This window comes from Acholeplasma equirhinis, assembly GCF_017052655.1.
In the GTDB taxonomy this organism is placed as follows: domain Bacteria; phylum Bacillota_I; class Bacilli_A; order Acholeplasmatales; family Acholeplasmataceae; genus Acholeplasma; species Acholeplasma equirhinis.
In genome coordinates this window covers 50,252-69,944 of record NZ_JAFIDC010000002.1, presented here as the reverse complement: position 1 = coordinate 69,944, position 19,693 = coordinate 50,252, and the positions used below count along the sequence as shown (strand labels likewise).

Here is a 19,693-nt window from a genome sequence, read left to right as displayed (position 1 = left end):
GTTTCACCTTAATCGACTTTAATCTTCTTGTTTTGGAACACTAAGAATAACACAGCAAGTTGTAATTTTATAATTAATGACATATCGACATTTTGATGTTTTTGCATAAAATCATAAAGAATTTTATTCTCATGTCGTTTTTGTTTGGATAAAGTTTTTTCAAACCAATTGTATTTGGTTGTTTTAAAGAGTTGTTCAATTAAACCAGAATCTAATACAACCCAACCACCGTATTCCTTTTTTACAAAGCGTTTAAATACGTCATATAAATCAATATATTTTCCAGTTCCAATTAATCGTGATGACATCAGTGGGTCTTTATCATCCACAATAAACATACCAACATAATCGTAAAGAATTCTAAATGCAGCTGTAATAGCTTCACCTTGTACATAAAGATAAGCAGGTTCAAAAATCATTTGAACTTTACTATCTTTAATGATTTCTAAAATGTATCTATATGTTGTTGATGGTTGTTTATCTGCTTGTTTAATTAATATATTTAATTTACGTTTTTTAATGATTGCAATATGTTCTGTGACAATTCTTAAAACATCTTCTTTTTGTTTCGTAATATCATCAAAAATTGGTAGTTTATAAATTAAATAAACTGAATTAATGGATTTTGCAAGATCCGCAGATTTTTCTAATTCTTCTTTAAATTTTTCTAATTCTCGTGGTTGATTTAAATGTGGTGTCTTAAGTAGTGGATCAACAGCTATAATTTCATTCTTCTTAAAACTTGATTTCAAATGATTTAATTCATCTTCAGTGAATTGTATTAAGTTTCTACCTTCAGAACCACGTACAATAAAACCATCAACACTTAAGGTTTTGGCCATTTCAATTTGAGACTTTATATCAAGTTTTAAATAATCAAAAAATGAAGTTACTGGAGCCTTCATTATTTCACTCCCCACGCATACATTAAGATACTACCTGCAACTGCTACATTTAAACTTTCCACAGTTTGTGTTTCAATTCGTATAAATCCATCAAGTACTTCTTTGACACTTGTTGATAAACCATTACCTTCATTTCCAAGCACTAAAACAAATGGTTTAGAACCTATTGGTTGATTGTCTGATACGTGCGCATCAGCACCGAATAATTGATAGCTGTTTTCTTTCATTTCTTTTAAGAATGGTACAAGATCTAGACGCTCAATAAATAGGTCGAAAATCGCTCCACTAGAGGCTCTTATTGTCTTATCATTGTAGATATCTGCACTGTTCTTAGAAAGAACAACATGATTAAATCCAAATGCTAATGCACTTCTTAATAAGGCACCAACATTATCAGGATTTTGTAGGTCATCTAAAACAAGCACATTTTTTGATTCAATCCTTTTTGAAATCTTTTTACAAACCGCCATCATATTATGTGTGGTTTCAGTTTGAGATAATTCTTTCATAAGTTTTAAATCAATTAAAGTACCTTCTATAAACTCATCGGTTGTAATCACTTCATCTACAATTCCGTGAGACAAAGCTAAATCAACCAACTTTTTTCCATACACTAAAAATAACCCTGTTTCATCACGGTATTTCTTTAACTTTAATTTCATCCATGATTTAAATCTTTGGTTATCTCTAGAGTTAATCATTTTTTATCTCCTCGATAGGCTTCAATCGCGTCCTTAACTTCAAACCCATATAGTGCGATTTCAAAATCTGTATTTTTATTAATCATTAATGTTTGAATGTTTTCAAGCGCTTCTTCCATTAATTTTTCAACATTTAGTTTAGTTTCTTCTTCTAATGCATATTCTACTTTAGGGTGTGTAACTGGTCTTCTTGGAACATAAATTGAACAACAATCATTAAATGGACGAATTGAAACATCATAAGTTTCTAACATCTTTGATAGTTTAATAATATCATTTTTATCATATGTAACCACTGGTCTAAGAATTGGAATGTTTGTCACATTTTCAACAACATTGATTGAATCCAATGTTTGAGAAGCAACTTGTCCAACAGATTCACCATTGACTAATGCTTGAATATCATGCGTTAAGGCATATCTTTCCGCAAGACGATACATCATTCTTCTCATGATCGTAATGATGTAAGGATCTGATACATATTTTAAGATTTCTTCATGAATCTTAGTAAATGGAACTAAGTGTAGTTTAATCTTATTTCTTGTCATGTATGGTGCTAATTTTTTAGATATATCAATTACTTTTTGAACAGACTCAAGTGGTGTTAATGGTGTAGACTCAAAATGGAAGAGTTCAATCTCTACCCCTTGTTTCATCATTAAATATGCAGCAACCGGTGAATCAATCCCACCAGATAACATTAAAAGGGCACGTCCACCAATACCAATTGGGAAACCACCTAAACCTGAAATTTTACCAATATAAATAAAAGCTCCATCATTTCTAATTTCAATATTTAATATGTGTTCTGGATTTCTAACATCAACTTTTAAACCTGAAATTTTAGGTAAAACCATACCCGCAACTTTTTGACTCACTTCAGTCGAAGTCATTGGGAAACGTTTATCTGCACGTTTAGTTTCAACTTTAAAAGTTGTTGGTAGCGGAATTTCATTAGGGATAATCTCAATTGCTTTTTCTGCAATCTTTTCTAAATCCTTTTCCACACGATATACAAATGAATAACTTTGTACACCAGAAACAAATCTTAATTGTTTTAAAATTTCTTCTTTATCTTCCGAATTAATATGTATGAAGATGCGATCGTGTTGATACTCAAAGTTCACACTGAATCCATCTAACTTACTTCTAAGTAACTTCTTAACCTGGTTGATGAAGGTTGGCTTGTTTTTTCCCTTTAGGACTAGGTCGCCAAACCTAACTAAAATAATTTCTTTCATGTAATCACCAACTTTTATTATACCACTAGTGGTATACTATTGATGGTGATATTATGAATTATGAATTATTGTTGGAAAGTGCTGAAAATCAATTTAAATCAGAACCAAACAACTTATCTTTATTTTCAAATGCAGCTGCATTCTTAAATCAAACACTCGATAAATTAAACTGGGTCGGGTTTTATTTTTTTGATGGAACAAGATTAACACTTGGTCCATTTCAAGGAAAAGTGGCATGTAACATCATTGCTCCAGGCAAAGGTGTTTGTGGTACTGGATTTGCTGAAATGAAAACTCAAGTTGTATCAGATGTTTCTAAAATAGAGAATCATATCTACTGTGATCCTAACAGTCAAAGTGAAGTTGTTGTGCCAATTATGAAAGAAAACTCATGTTTTGGTGTTTTAGATTTAGATGCACCTATCGTAGATAGATTTGATAAGGATTTAGTGGAATTTTTAGAGAAATTCATTGAAAAATTAACTAAATTCATTGACTTTAGTAGGCCTTTAATATAAAATGAATAAGCGGTCAAAAGCAGGCTGAGATTGATCAAATAAATATCCTTGCACTGAAGGTGAACTAAGTATGCTCCAACTGCTTGGGGTTGAAAGGGTTTCAATGGATTATATTTGAAAAAGATCGGTGTGTTTACCCTAAAAATAAAAAAGGAGGTAAATTCAATATGTCACGTTATACCGGTTCTACATGGAAGGTATCAAGACGCTTAGGTTACTCAATTTCTGAATCAGGAAAAGAGTTAAAGAAAAGACCATTTGCGCCAGGACAACACGGACGACGTCGTAGCAAATTATCAGACTACGGTGTTCAACTTCAAGAAAAACAAAAAGTAAGATTCACTTATGGTGTTTCTGAAAAACAATTTAAGAAAACTTTCTTCGAAGCGTCTAAGTTACCAGGCAAAACAGGTGAAAACTTCTTAAAGCTTCTTGAATCAAGATTAGATAACATCGTATATCGCTTAGGTTTCGCAAGAACTCGTGCACAAGCAAGACAACTTGTTAACCATGGTCACATCTTAGTTGATGGATCAAAAGTTGATATTCCATCTTATCGCTTAGCTCCAGGACAAAAGATTGCTCTTAAAGAAGCTAGCAAGAACTTAGTCATCGTTAAGGAAGCTAAAGAAGCTCAATATGTAAAAGTTGACTTCGTTGCATTAGATGACAATGGTGTTGGAACATTCTCAAGATATCCTGAAAGAAATGAATTCTTACATGATATCAACGAACAACTTATCGTTGAGTTCTACAGCAGATAATCTTAACCAAGATCACAATAAATTAAAAGTACTTCTCGCGAAGTACTTTTTTTATAGGTATATAAAATATTTGGAGGTAAATGATACCCAATCAAATATTTGGAGGTAGACCTCCATCTATTTTAAAGGGACTTTTTATGTTCTAATCATTCATTATTTAAGTTTGCCGTTTATGTAATAAATAATATTTCTAGTGTTTCTGGAAAGTCTTTATTTGTATAGTCTGTTTCAATATTTAAAATAATTTTATTGTAATAGGTTTCGTAAGTACCCTCAATAAGTTTTTGATCATTTGATTTATTTATGACTACAAATCCCTCATTATCTATAAATTCAAATCTAATATTATCGATAACGTTTTGATATTTCAAGATACCATTAATTGAAAAATCAAAGTAATTATATCTGAAAAGTTGAATTTGATAGTTGCCTTGAGCTGACATAAATTCTTGTTCAAAGAAGTACTTCATATTAAGTTCATTATCTTCTAAATCTGATCTGGTCATCACCGCTGAATAATTATCAAACGTTTCATCTTCTGTATTATTGGTTATTGCTTGAATTGTAGCCTTACCTTGACTCACTGTGTGTAAATTAAAATGTATCAACAATTCATTTTCATTTGAGTAAAATCTTAAATCTACAAATTTAAATGCGTAAAATTCAACATATACTTCAACTGCTTTATCAAGTATTTCAACACTTCCAATACCGAAACCTTCGATATTACCTTGAAACATAAATGAAATCTTTTGATCTTCAGTTTCCCATCTTACATTCTTTTTATGAAGCAAGTCATCATAAGTTTTAAAACACGCAGTAAGTCCTAAAATCAATGCGAAAACCATTAAGAACAAATTTATTTTTTTCATCATATATCAATTACACCTTTTTTTATGTGACTTTTAAATCATGATACTTATATTAAAAATTTGAAATGTTATTTTTTAACCACGCAAATCTTTGGTTAAGCCAACTCATTAAATATTCATATTGTTTTTGATGGGTATTAGCTTCCATCATACCAGGTGTATTTGGCCAATAATATGTTTCTAAAATATCCCAACGTTCAAAGTTTTGATTTGCATCTTGATTAATTAGTAAGAACATTTTAGTAAGTTCATCTTTCCATATTTGTTCATATGTTTGAATAACTTCTAAGAATCTTACTTTATAATCCAACTTAAAACTTGGATTTTGAAGTAAGTCAGCAAGCATAATGTTATGAATTGCCCAGTAGCCTTGCGGTTGATATTCATAGTAATCTCCATTACCCATTGAAATATCAAAATCCCATAGTGGACCCATTTTAAGTTTTTCACCTTCACGTTTATACATATAAACAGACGAGAAATTAATATCTACATTTTTAGTGATTTCTTGAATGATAAAGTAATCCATAAAGGATGCTTTATCGATAAATGAATCATAAGATGATGTCTTTAAATTGTTAAAAACTAGTGTCATATAGCTCTTAATAAAATTAACTTTTGTTGTTGCAACAGAACCTTCAAAGTCTCTCATGTTTGGTTCTTTAATAGCAAACGGACGATTCTTTAATTCAATATAATCGATATTAACCTCATCACCTTGATCAAGTCTTTCATAAACATCCATCTCAAGTAAAAAGCCATTCTTGCCTTCTGAGGTATCGACATTTAATCTGTTATCATCAAATTCAACTTGTTCAGTTAAAAGATACATACCAAGATATTGATTATTTAAATAAAGATGAACAAATCTAGTTTCAAGTGCGTGCTCAATATTTAAATAACTACTCATCATATGTCCCATATAATTACGTAAGAGTGACTTATCACCAAATTCTGATAAGAGAACATAATCTCTTGCTGCTGCCATACCTAAAATCGAAGTTTTTTCTTCAAACTTGATTCTATATGGTTTTTTTGGATAATCCCATGATGAATTACCACGACCTTTAATATACATTTTTGATAGCGGTAAATTAAAGTTATCAGAGTGATCCACTTTAAGTTCACCATCAAGATATACATCTTTGGAGGTCACTGCTTGATTATTTTTAGTTGTAATATATAAATCATTGACTGGTTTAGATGCTTTTAAAAGGACTTGTTTCATAAAGAGTTTAGATGAAAAGTTAGTATGAACCCCCATGTAAACCTCAATCAATTGATCCTCAAGCATAAAAGGAACTTTTAAGATATAATCTGTAAGTTCTTCTTCTCCAACATAAAACCTTAGACCATAGTCTAAATAACGTTTTGGAAGTTCAGTATCTTTATAGATTTCACTTTCTAAGACTTCATCAATAAAATCAGGGATTAAATCCGGATTTATGATTGGTGATTCACATCCAACGATTAAAATAATTGAAAGTAAAGTAAGTAGACTGTATATTTTTTTCATAACTTTATTCTAACATAAAGACTTGAATGTCTTTATCAAATGTATCTTATGAATAAAAAAGACGCGATTTTCCGCGTCTTTTGATAATTATTTGTTTAATGCTGCGTCTGTAAATACTAAGAAGTTGTTTGGATCGAGTGCAGCACCACCGATTAATGCACCATCGATATCTGATTCTGCAAGTAAAACTTTAATGTTGTCTGGTTTAACTGATCCACCGTATAAAATACGAATACCATCAGCAACAGCTTTACCATATAAAGCTTCAACTTTAGCACGGATATCTTTGATTGTATCGTTTGCCATTGTAGGTGTTGCAGTTTTACCTGTACCAATCGCCCATACTGGTTCGTAAGCGATAATAGTTGCAAGTGCTTGTTCTGCGCTAATGCCTTTGAATGCAATTTCAAGTTGGCTATCTAAAACAGCTTTAGTTGAATTTGATTCACGTTCAGCAAGTTGTTCACCAACACAAAGAATTGGTGTTAATTCATGTTTGAATGCAGCATGCATTTTTAAGTTAACAGTTTCATCTGTTTCGTTAAAATAACTTCTTCTTTCTGAGTGACCAATTAAGATATACTCAGCACCTGAAGTTTTAACTTGTGCAGGTGAGTTTTCACCAGTAAATGCACCTTCTTCAGCATAGTGCATATTTTGCGCACCAATTCTTAAGTTATCGCCTTCACGTTTAACTAGAAGGTTTAAAAGAATAGCTGGTGCACAAACGACAGACTCAACTTTATCTCTTGTTGGAACTTTTTCATTTACTGCGAATATAAAAGCTAAAGCCTCATCTTTAGTCTTATACATTTTCCAATTGGCAGCAATTACAGGAATTCTTTTGCTCATTTTTAGCCTAAGATTGCTGCAATATCTTTGATCGCATCTTCAGCATGAGGACCTGATGCAACAATTTTAACGTTTTCCCCTTTAGGAACTGCTAAACTCATTAGACCTAAAATAGATTTTAAATCAACAGTCTTGTCTTTGTAATATAGTTTAATGTCAACTGCATATTTTGAAGCTGTTTGAACAACTTTAGCTGCTAATGTAGCGTGTAAACCAGCAGTTGAACCAATGATAATTTCTTTTTCCATAGTATCTCTCCTTATTTCTAAAACATAGGTGGGGTAGAAATCCATAGTACCTTAGCGATACTATTACCTGTATTTATTATATAATGTTCTTTATTTGCCATGTAGTAAAAGGTTTCGCCTTTTTTTACAATGAAGCGCTTTTTATTTAAGACAAGGGTCACTTGTCCTTCTAATACGTAACCAAATTCTTCACCAGGATGCGAATCATCAATTGTTGATTGACCACCAGGTTTGATTTCGATAATGATTGGTTCCATTTCATATTTTAAGGCATTTGGTACAATCCAGGAAATGACTGAACCTAATTCAGGTGACTCTTTCTCGTAATAATCTTCCTTCGTAAATACGATTTTAGCATCTTCATCTTCTGGTTTCGAGAAAAACTCGTAAGGTTCAACCCCCAAGACTTCAAGTATTGCAAATAACGTTTGAATTGAAGGGGATGTTAAGTTGTTTTCTAGTTGAGAGATATAACCCTTTGTTAATTCTAATCTATTAGCAAGTTCTTCTTGGGTTAGATTATTTCCTAGTCTTAAAGCCCTGATTTTCTTGCCGATGTCTAACATCATTAGGCTTCGTGAACAGCAGCGATACCTGGTAACACTTTACCTTCTAGGTATTCAAGTGAAGCACCGCCACCTGTTGAGATGTGTGAGAATTTAGATTCTAGATCAAATTTTGCAACTGCTGCTGCTGAATCTCCACCACCAACGATAGTTGTTGCGTTAGGGAAAATTTCAGCAAGTGCTAATGCAACTTGTTTAGTTCCATTTTCAAACTTCTCCATTTCGAACACACCTTGAGGTCCGTTCCAAACAACTGTTTGAGCACTTGAAATAATTTCTTTGAATCTTTCAACTGTCTTAGGACCAATGTCTAAGCCCATTTCATCAGCTGGGATACTATCGAAATCACGAACGTTTGTTTCAGTATTTGCATCAAATGCTTTACCTGTTACTACATCGAATCCTAATTCAATTTTACCATTAGCTTGTTCTAATAATTCTTTTGCTAAATCAACTTTATCTAATTCTACTAATGATTTACCGACTTCAAAGCCTTGTGCTTTTAAGAATGTAAATGCCATACCACCACCGATTAAAACTTTATCAGCAATCTTTAATAGGTTTTGGATCACTTCAATTTTATCTGAAACTTTAGCACCACCTAAGATTGCGACAAAAGGTCTCTTAGGGTTTTCTAATGCTCCACCAATGAAGTTAATTTCTTTTTCAAGTAAGAAACCAGCAACAGCTTCTTTAATGTTTGCAGAAATACCAACGTTTGAAGCATGTGCTCTGTGTGCTGTACCGAACGCATCGTTAACAAATACATCACCTAATGAAGCCCAGTATTTACCGAGTTCATCATTGTTCTTAGATTCTTTATTACCATCTAAGTCTTCAAAACGTGTATTTTCAAACATTAACACATCACCTGATTTCATTTCAGCGATTGCATCTTCTAATGCTTTACCACGTGTTACACCAACAAACTTAACTGGTTTATTGATTAATTGACTTAATCTTTCAGCAACTGGTTTCATTGAGTTAGTTGCTTTATCTTCTTCAGTCTTAATTCTTCCTAAGTGTGAGAAAAGAATTGCTTTACCACCTTGAGCGATCACATACTCAATTGTAGGTAATGCAGCAACAATACGTGTATCGTCAGTAATTGAACCATCTTTAGCAAGTGGCACGTTAAAGTCAACACGTACGAGTACTTTTTTATCTTTCAAATTAAGATCTCTTACAGTTTTTTTAGCCATGATTATTCTCCTTTTAATATTTATCGTTTCACCAGTTGATATTATACCATGAGACGATAACAGATTTCATTAGTGAAGTGTATGAAAGTGTATTCATACTAAACTTTCTTTATATTTAAATATATTAAATATAGCGCGTTCAATTCGCTTATATTCTTCCATTTTCATTGGAATTTCTAAGGTTTCATCTTTGCTAAAGTGTATCCATAGATTTTCACCCTTAGATTCAATGCTTTCTATTGCGAAAAAATTAATAAAAATTGACTCATAACTTTTCAAACTTCCCGTATGAAAAAAGACTATTTCTTCAGAGACAATAATTGGTATTTTATAACCCAGATTGAGTGTTTCTTTAACTGCCTTTAAATAGCCTTCTAGTGAGAACAGATGTTTCATACAAAGATTTTTTATCGCACCATATGCACTTCTTCCAAGGACCCTACCTTCAGGATAAGAAATGCCACCTAAAGAATCATTTTTAATATAATAAATCATTTTAATTACCTTCTTAATATTTCATATTATAATGTTATAATAAGAAAAAGAAAGGGTCATCATAAAGGTTTCCAATTATGCTTCAAATTTCTTATTTTAAACCCATTAAAGATAAACAAATTAAATTTTTATATGAAACTATTACTAAACATTTACATAATATTGAAAAGTTTAAATCTATAGAAGCTTGTAACCAATATGCAAATGATTTGAAAGCTTTTATGAATGGTCATACAAAAAAAGATCCTTTATTTAAAGATCTTAGAAAAGCAATCAACCCAGGTTATAAATTCTATCCTGAGGTTTTATTAGAATTTGTAAAATTCAAGTCTTTATATTTAAAAAATCCTCGCGTAAAAACACTTGATGATTTATACTTATATACTGCACATCAATCAAGTTTTGGATTTTTATTATTATCACTTGGTGATAGTTTCCAAAAACCTTTAAAGCTCATTGAAACCCTTGGTATCATTGATGGATTATCAAATATTCTAACCAATTTTCATGCATTTAATAAACAAGGTCTCATTCATTTTCCTTTTAACTTAATTCAAGATTATGATATTGATTTTGACTTAGATGGTAACTTTCTTATCAATGATAAATTTATCCATATGTGGGATATGATTGCATATAAAGTGCTCATGTTAATCAATGAAGTTCAACTCACAAAACATCAGTTTGACGAACTAAATCAAATACTTGTCGACACTTTCATAAAAGATATTAAAAGTGATCTTACAAGATTTGAACAAGCTGAAATTAAAAATAAAAGGTAAGACAATTGTCTTACCATTTTTATTAACCGATTGAGCCTTCCATTTCAAGTTTGATGAGTTGATTTAATTCAACTGCATATTCCATCGGAAGTTCTTTTGAGAATGGTTCAATGAATCCCATAACAATCATTTCAGTTGCTTCTTCTTCGGTTAAACCACGGCTCATGAGATAGAAGAGTTGTTCTTCAGAAATCTTAGAAACGGTTGCTTCATGTTGTAAGAAGACATCACTGTTTTTAATGACGTTAACTGGAATTGTATCTGATGTTGACATACCATCTAAGATGATTGTGTCACATTCGATATTTGATTTAGAACCTTTAGCTTTTTTACTAAACATTACTTTACCACGGTAGTTAACTTTACCACCACCACGTGAAATTGATTTAGATACAATTGAAGATGTTGTATTCGGTGCTAAGTGAATCATACGTGCACCAGCATCTTGCCATTGATTCTTACCTGCAAATGCAATCGAAATGGTTGTACCTTTTGCGTGTTCTCCCATTAAGATACATGAAGGATACTTCATTGTAATTTGGCTACCGATATTACCATCAATCCATTCCATATGTCCATTTTCATAAACATGTGCACGTTTTGTTACTAAGTTTAAAACGTTACTTGACCAGTTTTGAATTGTTGTATAACGGCAAGTTGCATCTTTCTTAACAATAATTTCAACAACTGCACAGTGAAGTGATTCTTTTGAATATGTTGGCGCAGTACAACCTTCAACATAGTTAACATATGCACCTTCATCAACAATAATTAAAGTTCTTTCAAATTGACCCATTTGATCTGAGTTAATTCTAAAATATGATTGTAATGGTTTTGTAACCTTAACACCTTTTGGTACATAGATAAATGAACCACCACTCCATACTGCAGAGTTTAATGCTGCATATTTGTTGTCGTTTGGTGGAACAACTTTACCAAAATACTCTTTAACAAGTTCAGGGTATTCACGTAACGCTGTATCTGTGTCAACATAAATCACACCTAAATCTTCTAATTCTTTCTTTGTTGCATGATAAACAACTTCAGATTCGAATTGGGTTGATACCCCTGCAAGATAATTTCTTTCTGCTTGAGGAATGCCTAAACGTTCAAAAGTATTTTTAATTTCTTCTGGTACTTCATCCCAAGAAGTTTCAGCTCTATCTGATGGTTTGATGTAATATGTAAATTCATCAAAGTTAATAAATGATAAATCCGGACCCCAATCAGGATTCTTTAATGTCATAAATTGTTTGTAAGCACGAAGACGAAAATCAGTCATCCATTTTGGTTCATTCTTAATGCCAGAAATCTGAGCAACAATTTCTTCATTAATACCTTTACCAGTATCCATGATTGGTTTAGATGGCGTAACAAAGCCGTACTGATACTCACCAACAATATTATCTATTTTCTTTTTAGTATCATCCATAGGTCATTCTCCTTTGTAAGATTCCAGTCCTTTTTCATATGCTTTCCAAGCCAGTGTAGCGCATTTCACACGTGCTGGAAATTGATGGACTGTTTGATAGGCGATTGCATCACCTTCTAAGATATCTGCATCATAATCTTCACCCTTAATTAATGTGAAAAATTCATTGATGACTTTAAGTGCATCAGCAACTTTCAATCCCATTAATGTTTGGGATGCGACTGAGGCTGATGAACAACAGATGGAACATCCAACACCTTGTTGTTTTAGATCGATGATGGTATCACCTTCAACTTTAAGCTGAACGACGATATCATCACCACAAGTTGGGTTATTCAGATGGACTGTGAGGTACGATGCATCATTGACTAAACCTTTGTTTTGAGGGTTCTTATAATGATCCATAATAACTTCACGGTATAAGTTCTTTAAGTCCATATTTGATCCTTTCAAAGTGATTTGAAGAAATCACGGGTTGCAAGAATTGCTTCAACAAATTTATCACAATCGGCAAAATTATTATAAATACCAATTGAGAGTCTCACTGTTGCAACCTGATTAAGATACTTCATCGTTAATTGATTACAATGATGACCAGCTCTGACTGCTACCTTATATTGATCTAAGAAGCTTGCTGTATCATGTGGGTGAAGATCTTTGATATTAAATGTAATTAACCCTGAATCTGATGCTTTATTAAAGATTTCAATATCAGCTTCATTTTCAAGTTTTTCTAAGATATATTTTTTAAGTTCTAATTCATGTTGATGAATCTTTTTAAGTCCAATCTTTTTTAAGAATTTGACCGATTCACGTAAACCAATTGCTTCTGCGATTGCCGGTGTACCTGCTTCAAAATTATAAGGTAGTGCTTTGAAGCTTGAACCTTCAAGTTTGACTTTATCAACCATTTCCCCACCGAATTCGGAAGGATTTACTTTTGCAATCGATGATCTTTTACCATATAAGACACCAATACCATTTGGACCATACATCTTGTGTCCTGAAAAGACTAAGAAGTCACAATCCATCTTTTTGACATCAATTGGTAAATGTGCAATACTTTGTGCAGCATCTAAAACTGTCATTGCACCAACTTTACTTGCAAGTTTAATCATCTTTTCAATTGGTGTAATATAGCCCATCACATTTGAAATATGATGTGTCACAACAAGTTTAGTTTTCTTTGATAAGACTTTTTTGAAGTTTTCAATTGTAATCTTACCATTATCAAGTGGAATAAATTTTACGACGAGTTGTTTTCTATAAGATAAATCTAACCAAGGTAATAAATTTGAATGGTGTTCTAGTTCTGAAATCACAATTTCATCGCCTGGTTCAAATAAATCATCCATGCCACGTGCAAGCATATTCAACCCGTGTGTGGTTGATTTAGTAAAAATAATCTCATCTTGTTCCGCATTGATAAATCCAGCAATATCGCCTCTTGCACCTTCATAAAGTTCGGTTGCGATACTTGCAAGTTCATATACGCCACGATGGACATTTGTTCCATTATATGCAAGGTAGTCATACATTGCATCAATCACTACTTTTGGTTTAAGGCTAGATGCAGCAGAATCAAAAAAGGCCATATCCGGATATTTTTTATATATAGGGAATTGTTTTCTAATTCTATCTACATTTAACATTAGATTCTCTCATTCACCAGTGTAATCACTTGATTTTTAATTTGTTCGTCATCAATTTCATCAATGACGGGTTGTAAGTAACCATTAATAATTAATTTTTGTGCTTCAGCTAAAGACAAACCACGAGAACGTAAGTAATAGAGGACATCTTCTTCTAATTTACCAACTGTTGCAGCATGACCTGCTTTAACATCGAATTCATCAATAATTAGAATTGGGTTGACATCAATTTGAGCAGCATCGTTTGTGATGATCCCTTTAAGTGTTTGGAAATCTGAAGCTTGTTTCATACCTTGTTCAATTTGACCAACACCATTGATTCTAACAATTCCATTTTCACCTGCAATACCAATGTTTAACATTTCAGCAATTGTCATTGGTGCATAATGGACCATTCTAACATCTAAATTTTGTTCATGATTTAAACTTGAAACAGCAATTGTTCTAAGTTTAAGGTTAGCACCTTTACCGTTTAAGTCTAAATGTAATTTAACATCTACTTTATCTGAGATAAATCCACCAACAAATTCAAGATTTGAATCACTTAATGTCTTTGACATAAATGACACATCACTATGTGCATTGTGGATATCTGCTATAAATAAGAATTTAACATTTGAATTTTCTTTTGTTTCTAAATTGATTTGGTAATTTGATGGTTCAGTTAGATGATCTTCAATATCTAAAATTAATTTAACTTGGGTTGATTCTTCAACAACTACATTCAGGTTTGTTACAGTTCTTTCAATTAATTTGATTGTAACTGTATCTTCAAAAACTTTACGTTTTGCGAAAACCAAAGTGTTTCCGTCAAAACTTAAACCATTAGGTAATGTTTGATCTTTCCCTAAAAGAATTTGACTCATAATTATTCTTTACCAGCTTCGAAATGAATACCAAGTTCTTCTCTTACCCATTCGTAACCAGAAGCATCAATCTTAGAAATTAATTCTTGTCCACCTGTTAATACAATCTTACCATCAATCATGATATGTACATGGGTAGGTTTTACATAATCTAAAATACGTTGGTAGTGAGTAATTAACACACAACCAAAGTCTTTTGAAATCATACCGCTGATATTTTCACCAACAATTCTTAATGCATCAATATCAAGACCTGAGTCAATTTCATCCAAAATAGCAAATTTAGGTTTTAAGGTCTTAAGTTGTAAGATTTCATTACGTTTTCTTTCACCACCCGAAAAACCTTCGTTTAAATAACGATGTGGTAAGTCTTCGCGCATTTTTAATTCTGCTGCGTTCTTTTCATACTCCATAATGAACTTAATTAAAGGCATTTCTTTACCAGAAACAGCTTTAACTGCACTTCTCATAAAGTCAGCATTGGTAACCCCTGAAACTTCTTGAGGATATTGCATTGCAAGAAATAAACCCGCTCTTGCACGTTCATCTACTTCAAGTTCTAAAAGGTTTGCATCATCAAGGAAAGCTTCTCCTTGTGTCACTTCATATTTTGGGTGACCCATTAATGCAGAAGCTAAAGTACTTTTACCTGTACCATTTGGCCCCATAATTGCGTGTACTTCTCCAGAATTTACAACTAGATTCACACCTTTAAGTATTTCTTTTCCTTCAATTTCGACATGAAGGTCTTTGATTGTCAAAGTTGCCATAATATACTCCTTCTATAAATATTCCAAAAACATTATAACATCACTACACCTTTTAAAGGTGTAGGATACAACCACATTTACTAAACTCCAAAAACTATGGGACGATTGTGAGGATTGAAGTCCTCTGACCATCCAGATGGAATTGAACTAAATGCAGTTTGAATCGTTAAATTACTACATCCAAAGAATGCATAACGTCCCACATGGGTTGCATTGATTCCAATATAAATGGTTTCAAGTGAAGCATTTTGACCAAATGCACCTTCTTCAATACGTAAAACTGTATCCGGTAGTGTAATTGATTCTAAATTTGTTGCACCATAAAATGCATAGTTTCTAATATATTGTAGACTATTGCCTACATCGATTGTCTCGAGACTGGTTGCGTTTTGGAATGCATATTTACCAATCTCAACGAGTGAGTCTCCGAAAGTAATTGTCTTTAATTTTGAATTATCTTTAAATGCATAGTCACCAACATGAGTAATTTCACCTAAGATATTAACGACTTCTAATTTTGAATTACCTAAGAATGCACTTTCTAAAATTCTTGTTACATTCTCTGGTATTGTAATTTCTACTAAGTTCTTATTATTTGCAAAAACTTTACCACCTAAATACCTTACAGTATCTGGAAGTGTTATTGATTCTAACCCAGAACCTTCAAATGCACTACTGTGAATTTCTTCTAATTCACTTGGTAGAACTACAGATTTTAACGATGCTGTGCCACTAAACGCACCTTGTGGAATCACTTTGATGTGATCTGGTATTGAAAGCACTTCTAAACTTGGATTATTAAAGAATAAATATGGCTCAATGGTTTCTAACATTTCTGGTAAAATGGCTTCTTTAAGGGATGTGGTGTTTCTAAATGCACCAGATCCAATATAGACGATTTCATCATGTAAATGGATTTTTTCTAAGTTAGCCATACCTTTGAACGCTTCATCACCAATCCACTCTATCCATTCAGGGATTGTAAGTTCTGTAATACCCAGATTACCTTCTAAGAAATATGCAGGAATATAATTAACACCTTCAGGAATATTAAAACTTTCAAGGTTTACAGTAAATGAAAACATACCACTACCAAATGCTATGACACCTTCAGGAATTGAAATTTCAGTTAAACTTGCCATATTAGAAAAAGCATATCCACCAATTGAATAAAGTGAATCCGGTAAATTCAATGCAGTAATTGCATTCGTTTTATGAAATGCATAAGCACCGATTGTTTCTACACCACTAGGTATTTCTACATGCGGCAATCTTGTTGCTGTGTAGAATGTATAACTTGGAATAGATTTTAAATCTGAAGGTAAACGTACTTCTAATAAGTTATAGTCGTTATAAAACAATCCTGAACCAATTTGTATGCCATCTGCAAGATATGCAGAGATTAATGTTGGGTTATTGGCAAACGCATAATTACCAATAGATTTGATGTGTGGTCCAACTTCGATTGTTCTAATACCTGAGCTTGCAAATGCATTTGGCCCAATCGCAACAACTTTTTTATTGTTGACAGATTCTGGAATGACAACATCTACTTCACTTGAACGGTACCCAACAATCATCACAGTATCTGCATCAATGTCATCAAATATGAAAAGCATATCTGGTGTTTTAATTGTATATGCAAGTGTTGAAATTAAGGTTAAGAAAATTCCGCTGATTAAAACAAATAAATTCTTTAAATTTCTACTTGAAATAAAGAATACGAGACCTGCCCCAAACACGAAGAATCCTATAATGAGTAATAATGTGAGTGGTAAGTATGAGACGCCATTATAGTATGGCAGTAAGGTAGATAGTGGTATTAAAACAAGCATTGAGCCATAGAGTGTCATATAATGAACAATATTTGCGTAACCTGTTTTATACCAATATCTATTAAAGTTAGCAAGACCTACGATAACAAATACAATAGAGGATAAGAGTAAACCCACCCATACAGCATTGTTTAATAATGATATTGTCATACTAACAATAAAGAAAAGGGTTGCTATGATTAAAGAAGGTACATTTGGTAATGTATTTAATACCTTCTTACGAGACATGTAATGTCCCTCATGCATACCCTTTTTGTAAAATTCTAAAGCTTTTTTATAATCTTTTTTAACACTTAGACCAAGCTCATGTTTTAAGCCTTCTCTAAAGTTTTCGTTCTCTACTCGATTCATGTGATCATCCTTTACGCCATTAATATAATTAATGTTATGATTGCTGGTATTAATACCATGAGTGCACAGAAATAAGCAGCTACTATGTAAAATTTAGGAATTTGATTATTCTGAACCTTCATCATGAAAGTGTAATAATCTTCTTTTGGTTTCTTACCTACAAATAATAATAAAAATGTTTTTGTTCCGTGAATTAAAGGTGAAAACAGGTTCATGTTATAAACCGTTAAGATCCAAGCAACAGCAAATTGAAGTGCAAAAGCAAACCATAATGAATCGCCCCAAGCCATAAGGGTAGCAAAATCATTTTGCCATACAAGTCCAAAGAGTAATAGTAAACTGTTTGAAATCAATGCATATAGAAAGACTAATCCAGCTTTTTTTAATTGCTCTTTTCTTTTTCTTTTTTGACGTTCTTCTGGTGTGAGCGTATCTTGTACTGAAACTTGTTTTTTTTCTTCTTCGATAACAGGTTCATTAATGGATTCATCAATGACTAATTCCTGTTTGACAAACGTCATTTTATTTAATTTTTTCTTATCGTTTTGATCCTGATTCACTGGTTTCAACTCCACATAATTTTTGAATCATATTTGTTGCATAGTAATAAAATTTATTTGGATAAACTTTTTTCGGACGGAGGTGATAAATTTCACCTTCATTAAGATATAGGTCACAATTGATTTGAATTAAAGCACTTTGTGTCTCATTGAAATTAATGATTTGATCCGCTCTATTTCTTGCTTCTTCTGAATATGTGTCATACTTTCTAAATTGTAATACAATTTGATTTCTAACCTTTTTTCTGTCGCTATAATTTGAATATATCATATCAAGCGCAATATTTACCTTTTGTTGATAAAAATCAAAGTCAGGTTTGGTTGTTAAGATTACCGCAACAAAAGAAAGTCTTCTGGAGCGGACACTTTGTAAATTTTTAGTAAACTGATAGAATATAACAAAGTCATCATATTCTACTTTATCAAGGAACCCTTGACGTTGAAGTCTTGTATAAAATGATGGTGTAAATGGTTTGATAGGTACTTTATAAGGTCCTTGATCATCACTTAGCATCTTGTAGTATTTGTAATACATTGCATGCACTAAGAATTTTGATTTAAAGACAACAAATAAGATGGTGCCAATTAATAAATAAACGAGATAAACTGTAACGATGTCATCAAATCTTGCCTCAAGTAATGACATGATTGGATATGTAATTAAGAAGATTAATAGACTGAAAAAGATGAAAAAGAGATATAAATCTCTTTTTCTTTTAAAGTATTTCAGTTGGTCATTAATTAAATTGCTTGCCATTGTGCGTAGATTGTTACTGGCTGAGTTCTGGTCCATAATGAACCATCGTTAATCCAATCACCTGTGCCATCAGCTTTGGTATTCCAACCAACAAATGTATAACCCGCAGTATCTGGGAATGTTGGGAAATTTTCTCCATAAGTGATTTCAGTACCATATGCAAATGTTACAGCCTTAGGATGTGATAATCCTGATGATGCACCGTTTGGATGGTTGTGGCGATATGTTACAGTTACTTTAATGACTGAGTAGTGTGCATAAACATAGAGGTCAGTTGTTTGATCTGCTGGGATTGAGTTAATACCCGCATCTCCAGGTTTTGTACCATCTGTATTTGGATATTTAGTTGTGTCTGGTGCATATAAGTACCAACCCTTAAATTGATAACCTGTTTTTTTCACTTGTGGTAAGACTTTAATATCACCAGCCATGAATGTATAAGGCACAGTTGCAGGGTTGTTGAATTCTCCACCATATAGTTCATAAATGATGTTTCTTTCTAATACACCCCATTTAGCATATAGAACAATACTTTGTCCTGGCATAACATCTGTATCAAAGTCCCAAACTTGTGTTAATTGACGGTCTTTATACCATCCAACAAAATCATATCCATCACGAACAGGATCTTGTGGAACTTCAATTTTAGCACCTGGTTCAACATCTTCTAAACTAGCTAACGGTTGAGCACCGTTACCAGTGAAAAAATATACATAAAGTGTATCATGTTCAATTTGTTTATCAGCACATGCAATGAGAGTTAAGGCTAAAAGGAAACTGATAATTAAAGTACTAATTTTTTTCATAT

General features: G+C 32.4%; 22 protein-coding genes. 3 read left to right on the top strand and 19 right to left on the bottom strand.

The annotated features are described in order from the left end of the window. Positions 1 to 8: 8 nt before the first annotated feature. From JV173_RS06585 to thiI, 3 genes are read right to left on the bottom strand one after another with little or no spacing between them, the layout of a single operon-like run. Positions 9 to 905 carry an IolE/MocC family protein gene (locus tag JV173_RS06585; protein ID WP_205735515.1) on the bottom strand — a complete coding sequence of 299 codons (897 nt, stop codon included), beginning with the start codon at positions 903 to 905 and terminating at the stop codon, positions 9 to 11. Next, on the bottom strand, positions 905 to 1,606 hold the full coding sequence (locus JV173_RS06580) for a TrmH family RNA methyltransferase (RefSeq protein WP_205735514.1): 702 nt from the start codon (positions 1,604 to 1,606) through the stop codon (positions 905 to 907). Before JV173_RS06580 ends, JV173_RS06585 begins: the two co-directional genes overlap by 1 nt. Next, entirely contained in the window at positions 1,603 to 2,847 is a 1,245-nt protein-coding gene (gene thiI, locus JV173_RS06575) for a tRNA uracil 4-sulfurtransferase ThiI (RefSeq protein ID WP_205735513.1), read from the bottom strand. The genes JV173_RS06580 and thiI overlap by 4 nt, the downstream gene beginning before the upstream one ends. A 53-nt stretch (positions 2,848 to 2,900) precedes the next feature. Here thiI and msrC point away from each other — a divergent pair, with 53 nt between their 5' ends. Together msrC and rpsD are read left to right on the top strand one after the other, a co-directional pair. Next, positions 2,901 to 3,365: a free L-methionine (R)-S-oxide reductase MsrC gene (gene msrC / locus JV173_RS06570; protein ID WP_205735512.1), complete on the top strand. Its 465-nt coding sequence runs from the start codon at positions 2,901 to 2,903 to the stop codon at positions 3,363 to 3,365. 167 nt (positions 3,366 to 3,532) lie between these two features. Next, positions 3,533 to 4,129 (top strand): 30S ribosomal protein S4, encoded by a 597-nt coding sequence (gene rpsD / locus JV173_RS06565; protein ID WP_205735511.1) that lies wholly within the window; start codon positions 3,533 to 3,535, stop codon positions 4,127 to 4,129. A gap of 170 nt (positions 4,130 to 4,299) precedes the next feature. On the opposite strand, the gene JV173_RS06560 is transcribed toward rpsD, so the two are convergent. The 7 genes from JV173_RS06560 to JV173_RS06530 form a co-directional block, all read right to left on the bottom strand. After that, positions 4,300 to 5,004 carry a hypothetical protein gene (locus JV173_RS06560; RefSeq protein WP_205735510.1) on the bottom strand — a complete coding sequence of 235 codons (705 nt, stop codon included), beginning with the start codon at positions 5,002 to 5,004 and terminating at the stop codon, positions 4,300 to 4,302. 49 nt (positions 5,005 to 5,053) lie between these two features. Continuing rightward, positions 5,054 to 6,517 (bottom strand): CotH kinase family protein, encoded by a 1,464-nt coding sequence (locus tag JV173_RS06555; RefSeq protein ID WP_205735509.1) that lies wholly within the window; start codon positions 6,515 to 6,517, stop codon positions 5,054 to 5,056. An 87-nt stretch (positions 6,518 to 6,604) separates the two neighbouring features. Beyond that, positions 6,605 to 7,369 (bottom strand): triose-phosphate isomerase, encoded by a 765-nt coding sequence (gene tpiA / locus JV173_RS06550; RefSeq protein ID WP_205735508.1) that lies wholly within the window; start codon positions 7,367 to 7,369, stop codon positions 6,605 to 6,607. Between the two features lie 2 nt (positions 7,370 to 7,371). Beyond that, positions 7,372 to 7,617, bottom strand: coding sequence for an HPr family phosphocarrier protein (locus JV173_RS06545; protein WP_205735507.1), 246 nt, complete (start codon positions 7,615 to 7,617; stop codon positions 7,372 to 7,374). A gap of 17 nt (positions 7,618 to 7,634) precedes the next feature. After that, positions 7,635 to 8,183, bottom strand: coding sequence for a helix-turn-helix domain-containing protein (locus JV173_RS06540; protein ID WP_205735506.1), 549 nt, complete (start codon positions 8,181 to 8,183; stop codon positions 7,635 to 7,637). A gap of 2 nt (positions 8,184 to 8,185) precedes the next feature. Then, positions 8,186 to 9,385, bottom strand: a complete 1,200-nt coding sequence (locus JV173_RS06535) for a phosphoglycerate kinase (RefSeq protein ID WP_205735505.1) — start codon at positions 9,383 to 9,385, stop codon at positions 8,186 to 8,188. Positions 9,386 to 9,478: 93 nt separating this feature from the next. Next, positions 9,479 to 9,880, bottom strand: a complete 402-nt coding sequence (locus JV173_RS06530; RefSeq protein WP_205735504.1) for a competence protein ComK — start codon at positions 9,878 to 9,880, stop codon at positions 9,479 to 9,481. Between the two features lie 77 nt (positions 9,881 to 9,957). Here JV173_RS06530 and JV173_RS06525 point away from each other — a divergent pair, with 77 nt between their 5' ends. Next, positions 9,958 to 10,662: a hypothetical protein gene (locus JV173_RS06525; RefSeq protein WP_205735503.1), complete on the top strand. Its 705-nt coding sequence runs from the start codon at positions 9,958 to 9,960 to the stop codon at positions 10,660 to 10,662. A gap of 22 nt (positions 10,663 to 10,684) precedes the next feature. Here JV173_RS06525 and sufB read toward each other — a convergent pair whose 3' ends face one another. The 9 genes from sufB to JV173_RS06480 form a co-directional block, all read right to left on the bottom strand. Further along, positions 10,685 to 12,094, bottom strand: a complete 1,410-nt coding sequence (gene sufB, locus JV173_RS06520) for a Fe-S cluster assembly protein SufB (RefSeq protein ID WP_205735502.1) — start codon at positions 12,092 to 12,094, stop codon at positions 10,685 to 10,687. 3 nt (positions 12,095 to 12,097) lie between these two features. Further along, entirely contained in the window at positions 12,098 to 12,532 is a 435-nt protein-coding gene (gene sufU, locus JV173_RS06515) for a Fe-S cluster assembly sulfur transfer protein SufU (RefSeq protein WP_276208435.1), read from the bottom strand. Positions 12,533 to 12,543: 11 nt separating this feature from the next. Then, positions 12,544 to 13,746, bottom strand: a complete 1,203-nt coding sequence (locus tag JV173_RS06510; RefSeq protein WP_205735500.1) for an aminotransferase class V-fold PLP-dependent enzyme — start codon at positions 13,744 to 13,746, stop codon at positions 12,544 to 12,546. Continuing rightward, positions 13,746 to 14,612 carry a SufD family Fe-S cluster assembly protein gene (locus JV173_RS06505; protein WP_205735499.1) on the bottom strand — a complete coding sequence of 289 codons (867 nt, stop codon included), beginning with the start codon at positions 14,610 to 14,612 and terminating at the stop codon, positions 13,746 to 13,748. Before JV173_RS06505 ends, JV173_RS06510 begins: the two co-directional genes overlap by 1 nt. Before the next feature lie 2 nt (positions 14,613 to 14,614). Beyond that, positions 14,615 to 15,382 (bottom strand): Fe-S cluster assembly ATPase SufC, encoded by a 768-nt coding sequence (gene sufC / locus JV173_RS06500; RefSeq protein WP_205735498.1) that lies wholly within the window; start codon positions 15,380 to 15,382, stop codon positions 14,615 to 14,617. A gap of 80 nt (positions 15,383 to 15,462) precedes the next feature. Then, positions 15,463 to 17,568: a leucine-rich repeat protein gene (locus JV173_RS06495; protein WP_205735497.1), complete on the bottom strand. Its 2,106-nt coding sequence runs from the start codon at positions 17,566 to 17,568 to the stop codon at positions 15,463 to 15,465. A gap of 11 nt (positions 17,569 to 17,579) precedes the next feature. Beyond that, entirely contained in the window at positions 17,580 to 18,128 is a 549-nt protein-coding gene (locus JV173_RS06490) for a hypothetical protein (RefSeq protein WP_205735496.1), read from the bottom strand. Then, the gene (locus tag JV173_RS06485) at positions 18,106 to 18,885 is read right to left on the bottom strand and encodes a hypothetical protein (protein WP_205735495.1); all 780 of its coding nucleotides are present in this window, start codon (positions 18,883 to 18,885) and stop codon (positions 18,106 to 18,108) included. Before JV173_RS06485 ends, JV173_RS06490 begins: the two co-directional genes overlap by 23 nt. After that, positions 18,870 to 19,691 (bottom strand): InlB B-repeat-containing protein, encoded by an 822-nt coding sequence (locus JV173_RS06480; RefSeq protein WP_205735494.1) that lies wholly within the window; start codon positions 19,689 to 19,691, stop codon positions 18,870 to 18,872. The genes JV173_RS06485 and JV173_RS06480 overlap by 16 nt, the downstream gene beginning before the upstream one ends. Positions 19,692 to 19,693: the final 2 nt, after the last annotated feature.

What these genes read in the sequence shown, in the direction of transcription:
- JV173_RS06535 (WP_205735505.1), bottom strand. Translation starts at nt 9,385, where the DNA reads ATGGCTAAAAAAACTGTAAGAGATCTTAATTTGAAAGATAAAAAAGTA.
- sufC (WP_205735498.1), bottom strand. Translation starts at nt 15,382, where the DNA reads ATGGCAACTTTGACAATCAAAGACCTTCATGTCGAAATTGAAGGAAAA.
- thiI (WP_205735513.1), bottom strand. Translation starts at nt 2,847, where the DNA reads ATGAAAGAAATTATTTTAGTTAGGTTTGGCGACCTAGTCCTAAAGGGA.
- JV173_RS06585 (WP_205735515.1), bottom strand. Translation starts at nt 905, where the DNA reads ATGAAGGCTCCAGTAACTTCATTTTTTGATTATTTAAAACTTGATATA.
- sufB (WP_205735502.1), bottom strand. Translation starts at nt 12,094, where the DNA reads ATGGATGATACTAAAAAGAAAATAGATAATATTGTTGGTGAGTATCAG.
- JV173_RS06485 (WP_205735495.1), bottom strand. Translation starts at nt 18,885, where the DNA reads ATGGCAAGCAATTTAATTAATGACCAACTGAAATACTTTAAAAGAAAA.
- JV173_RS06530 (WP_205735504.1), bottom strand. Translation starts at nt 9,880, where the DNA reads ATGATTTATTATATTAAAAATGATTCTTTAGGTGGCATTTCTTATCCT.
- JV173_RS06505 (WP_205735499.1), bottom strand. Translation starts at nt 14,612, where the DNA reads ATGAGTCAAATTCTTTTAGGGAAAGATCAAACATTACCTAATGGTTTA.
- msrC (WP_205735512.1), top strand. Translation starts at nt 2,901, where the DNA reads ATGAATTATGAATTATTGTTGGAAAGTGCTGAAAATCAATTTAAATCA.
- JV173_RS06525 (WP_205735503.1), top strand. Translation starts at nt 9,958, where the DNA reads ATGCTTCAAATTTCTTATTTTAAACCCATTAAAGATAAACAAATTAAA.
- JV173_RS06480 (WP_205735494.1), bottom strand. Translation starts at nt 19,691, where the DNA reads ATGAAAAAAATTAGTACTTTAATTATCAGTTTCCTTTTAGCCTTAACT.
- JV173_RS06580 (WP_205735514.1), bottom strand. Translation starts at nt 1,606, where the DNA reads ATGATTAACTCTAGAGATAACCAAAGATTTAAATCATGGATGAAATTA.
- JV173_RS06545 (WP_205735507.1), bottom strand. Translation starts at nt 7,617, where the DNA reads ATGGAAAAAGAAATTATCATTGGTTCAACTGCTGGTTTACACGCTACA.
- JV173_RS06495 (WP_205735497.1), bottom strand. Translation starts at nt 17,568, where the DNA reads ATGAATCGAGTAGAGAACGAAAACTTTAGAGAAGGCTTAAAACATGAG.
- JV173_RS06540 (WP_205735506.1), bottom strand. Translation starts at nt 8,183, where the DNA reads ATGTTAGACATCGGCAAGAAAATCAGGGCTTTAAGACTAGGAAATAAT.
- tpiA (WP_205735508.1), bottom strand. Translation starts at nt 7,369, where the DNA reads ATGAGCAAAAGAATTCCTGTAATTGCTGCCAATTGGAAAATGTATAAG.
- sufU (WP_276208435.1), bottom strand. Translation starts at nt 12,532, where the DNA reads ATGGACTTAAAGAACTTATACCGTGAAGTTATTATGGATCATTATAAG.
- JV173_RS06555 (WP_205735509.1), bottom strand. Translation starts at nt 6,517, where the DNA reads ATGAAAAAAATATACAGTCTACTTACTTTACTTTCAATTATTTTAATC.
- rpsD (WP_205735511.1), top strand. Translation starts at nt 3,533, where the DNA reads ATGTCACGTTATACCGGTTCTACATGGAAGGTATCAAGACGCTTAGGT.
- JV173_RS06510 (WP_205735500.1), bottom strand. Translation starts at nt 13,746, where the DNA reads ATGTTAAATGTAGATAGAATTAGAAAACAATTCCCTATATATAAAAAA.
- JV173_RS06560 (WP_205735510.1), bottom strand. Translation starts at nt 5,004, where the DNA reads ATGATGAAAAAAATAAATTTGTTCTTAATGGTTTTCGCATTGATTTTA.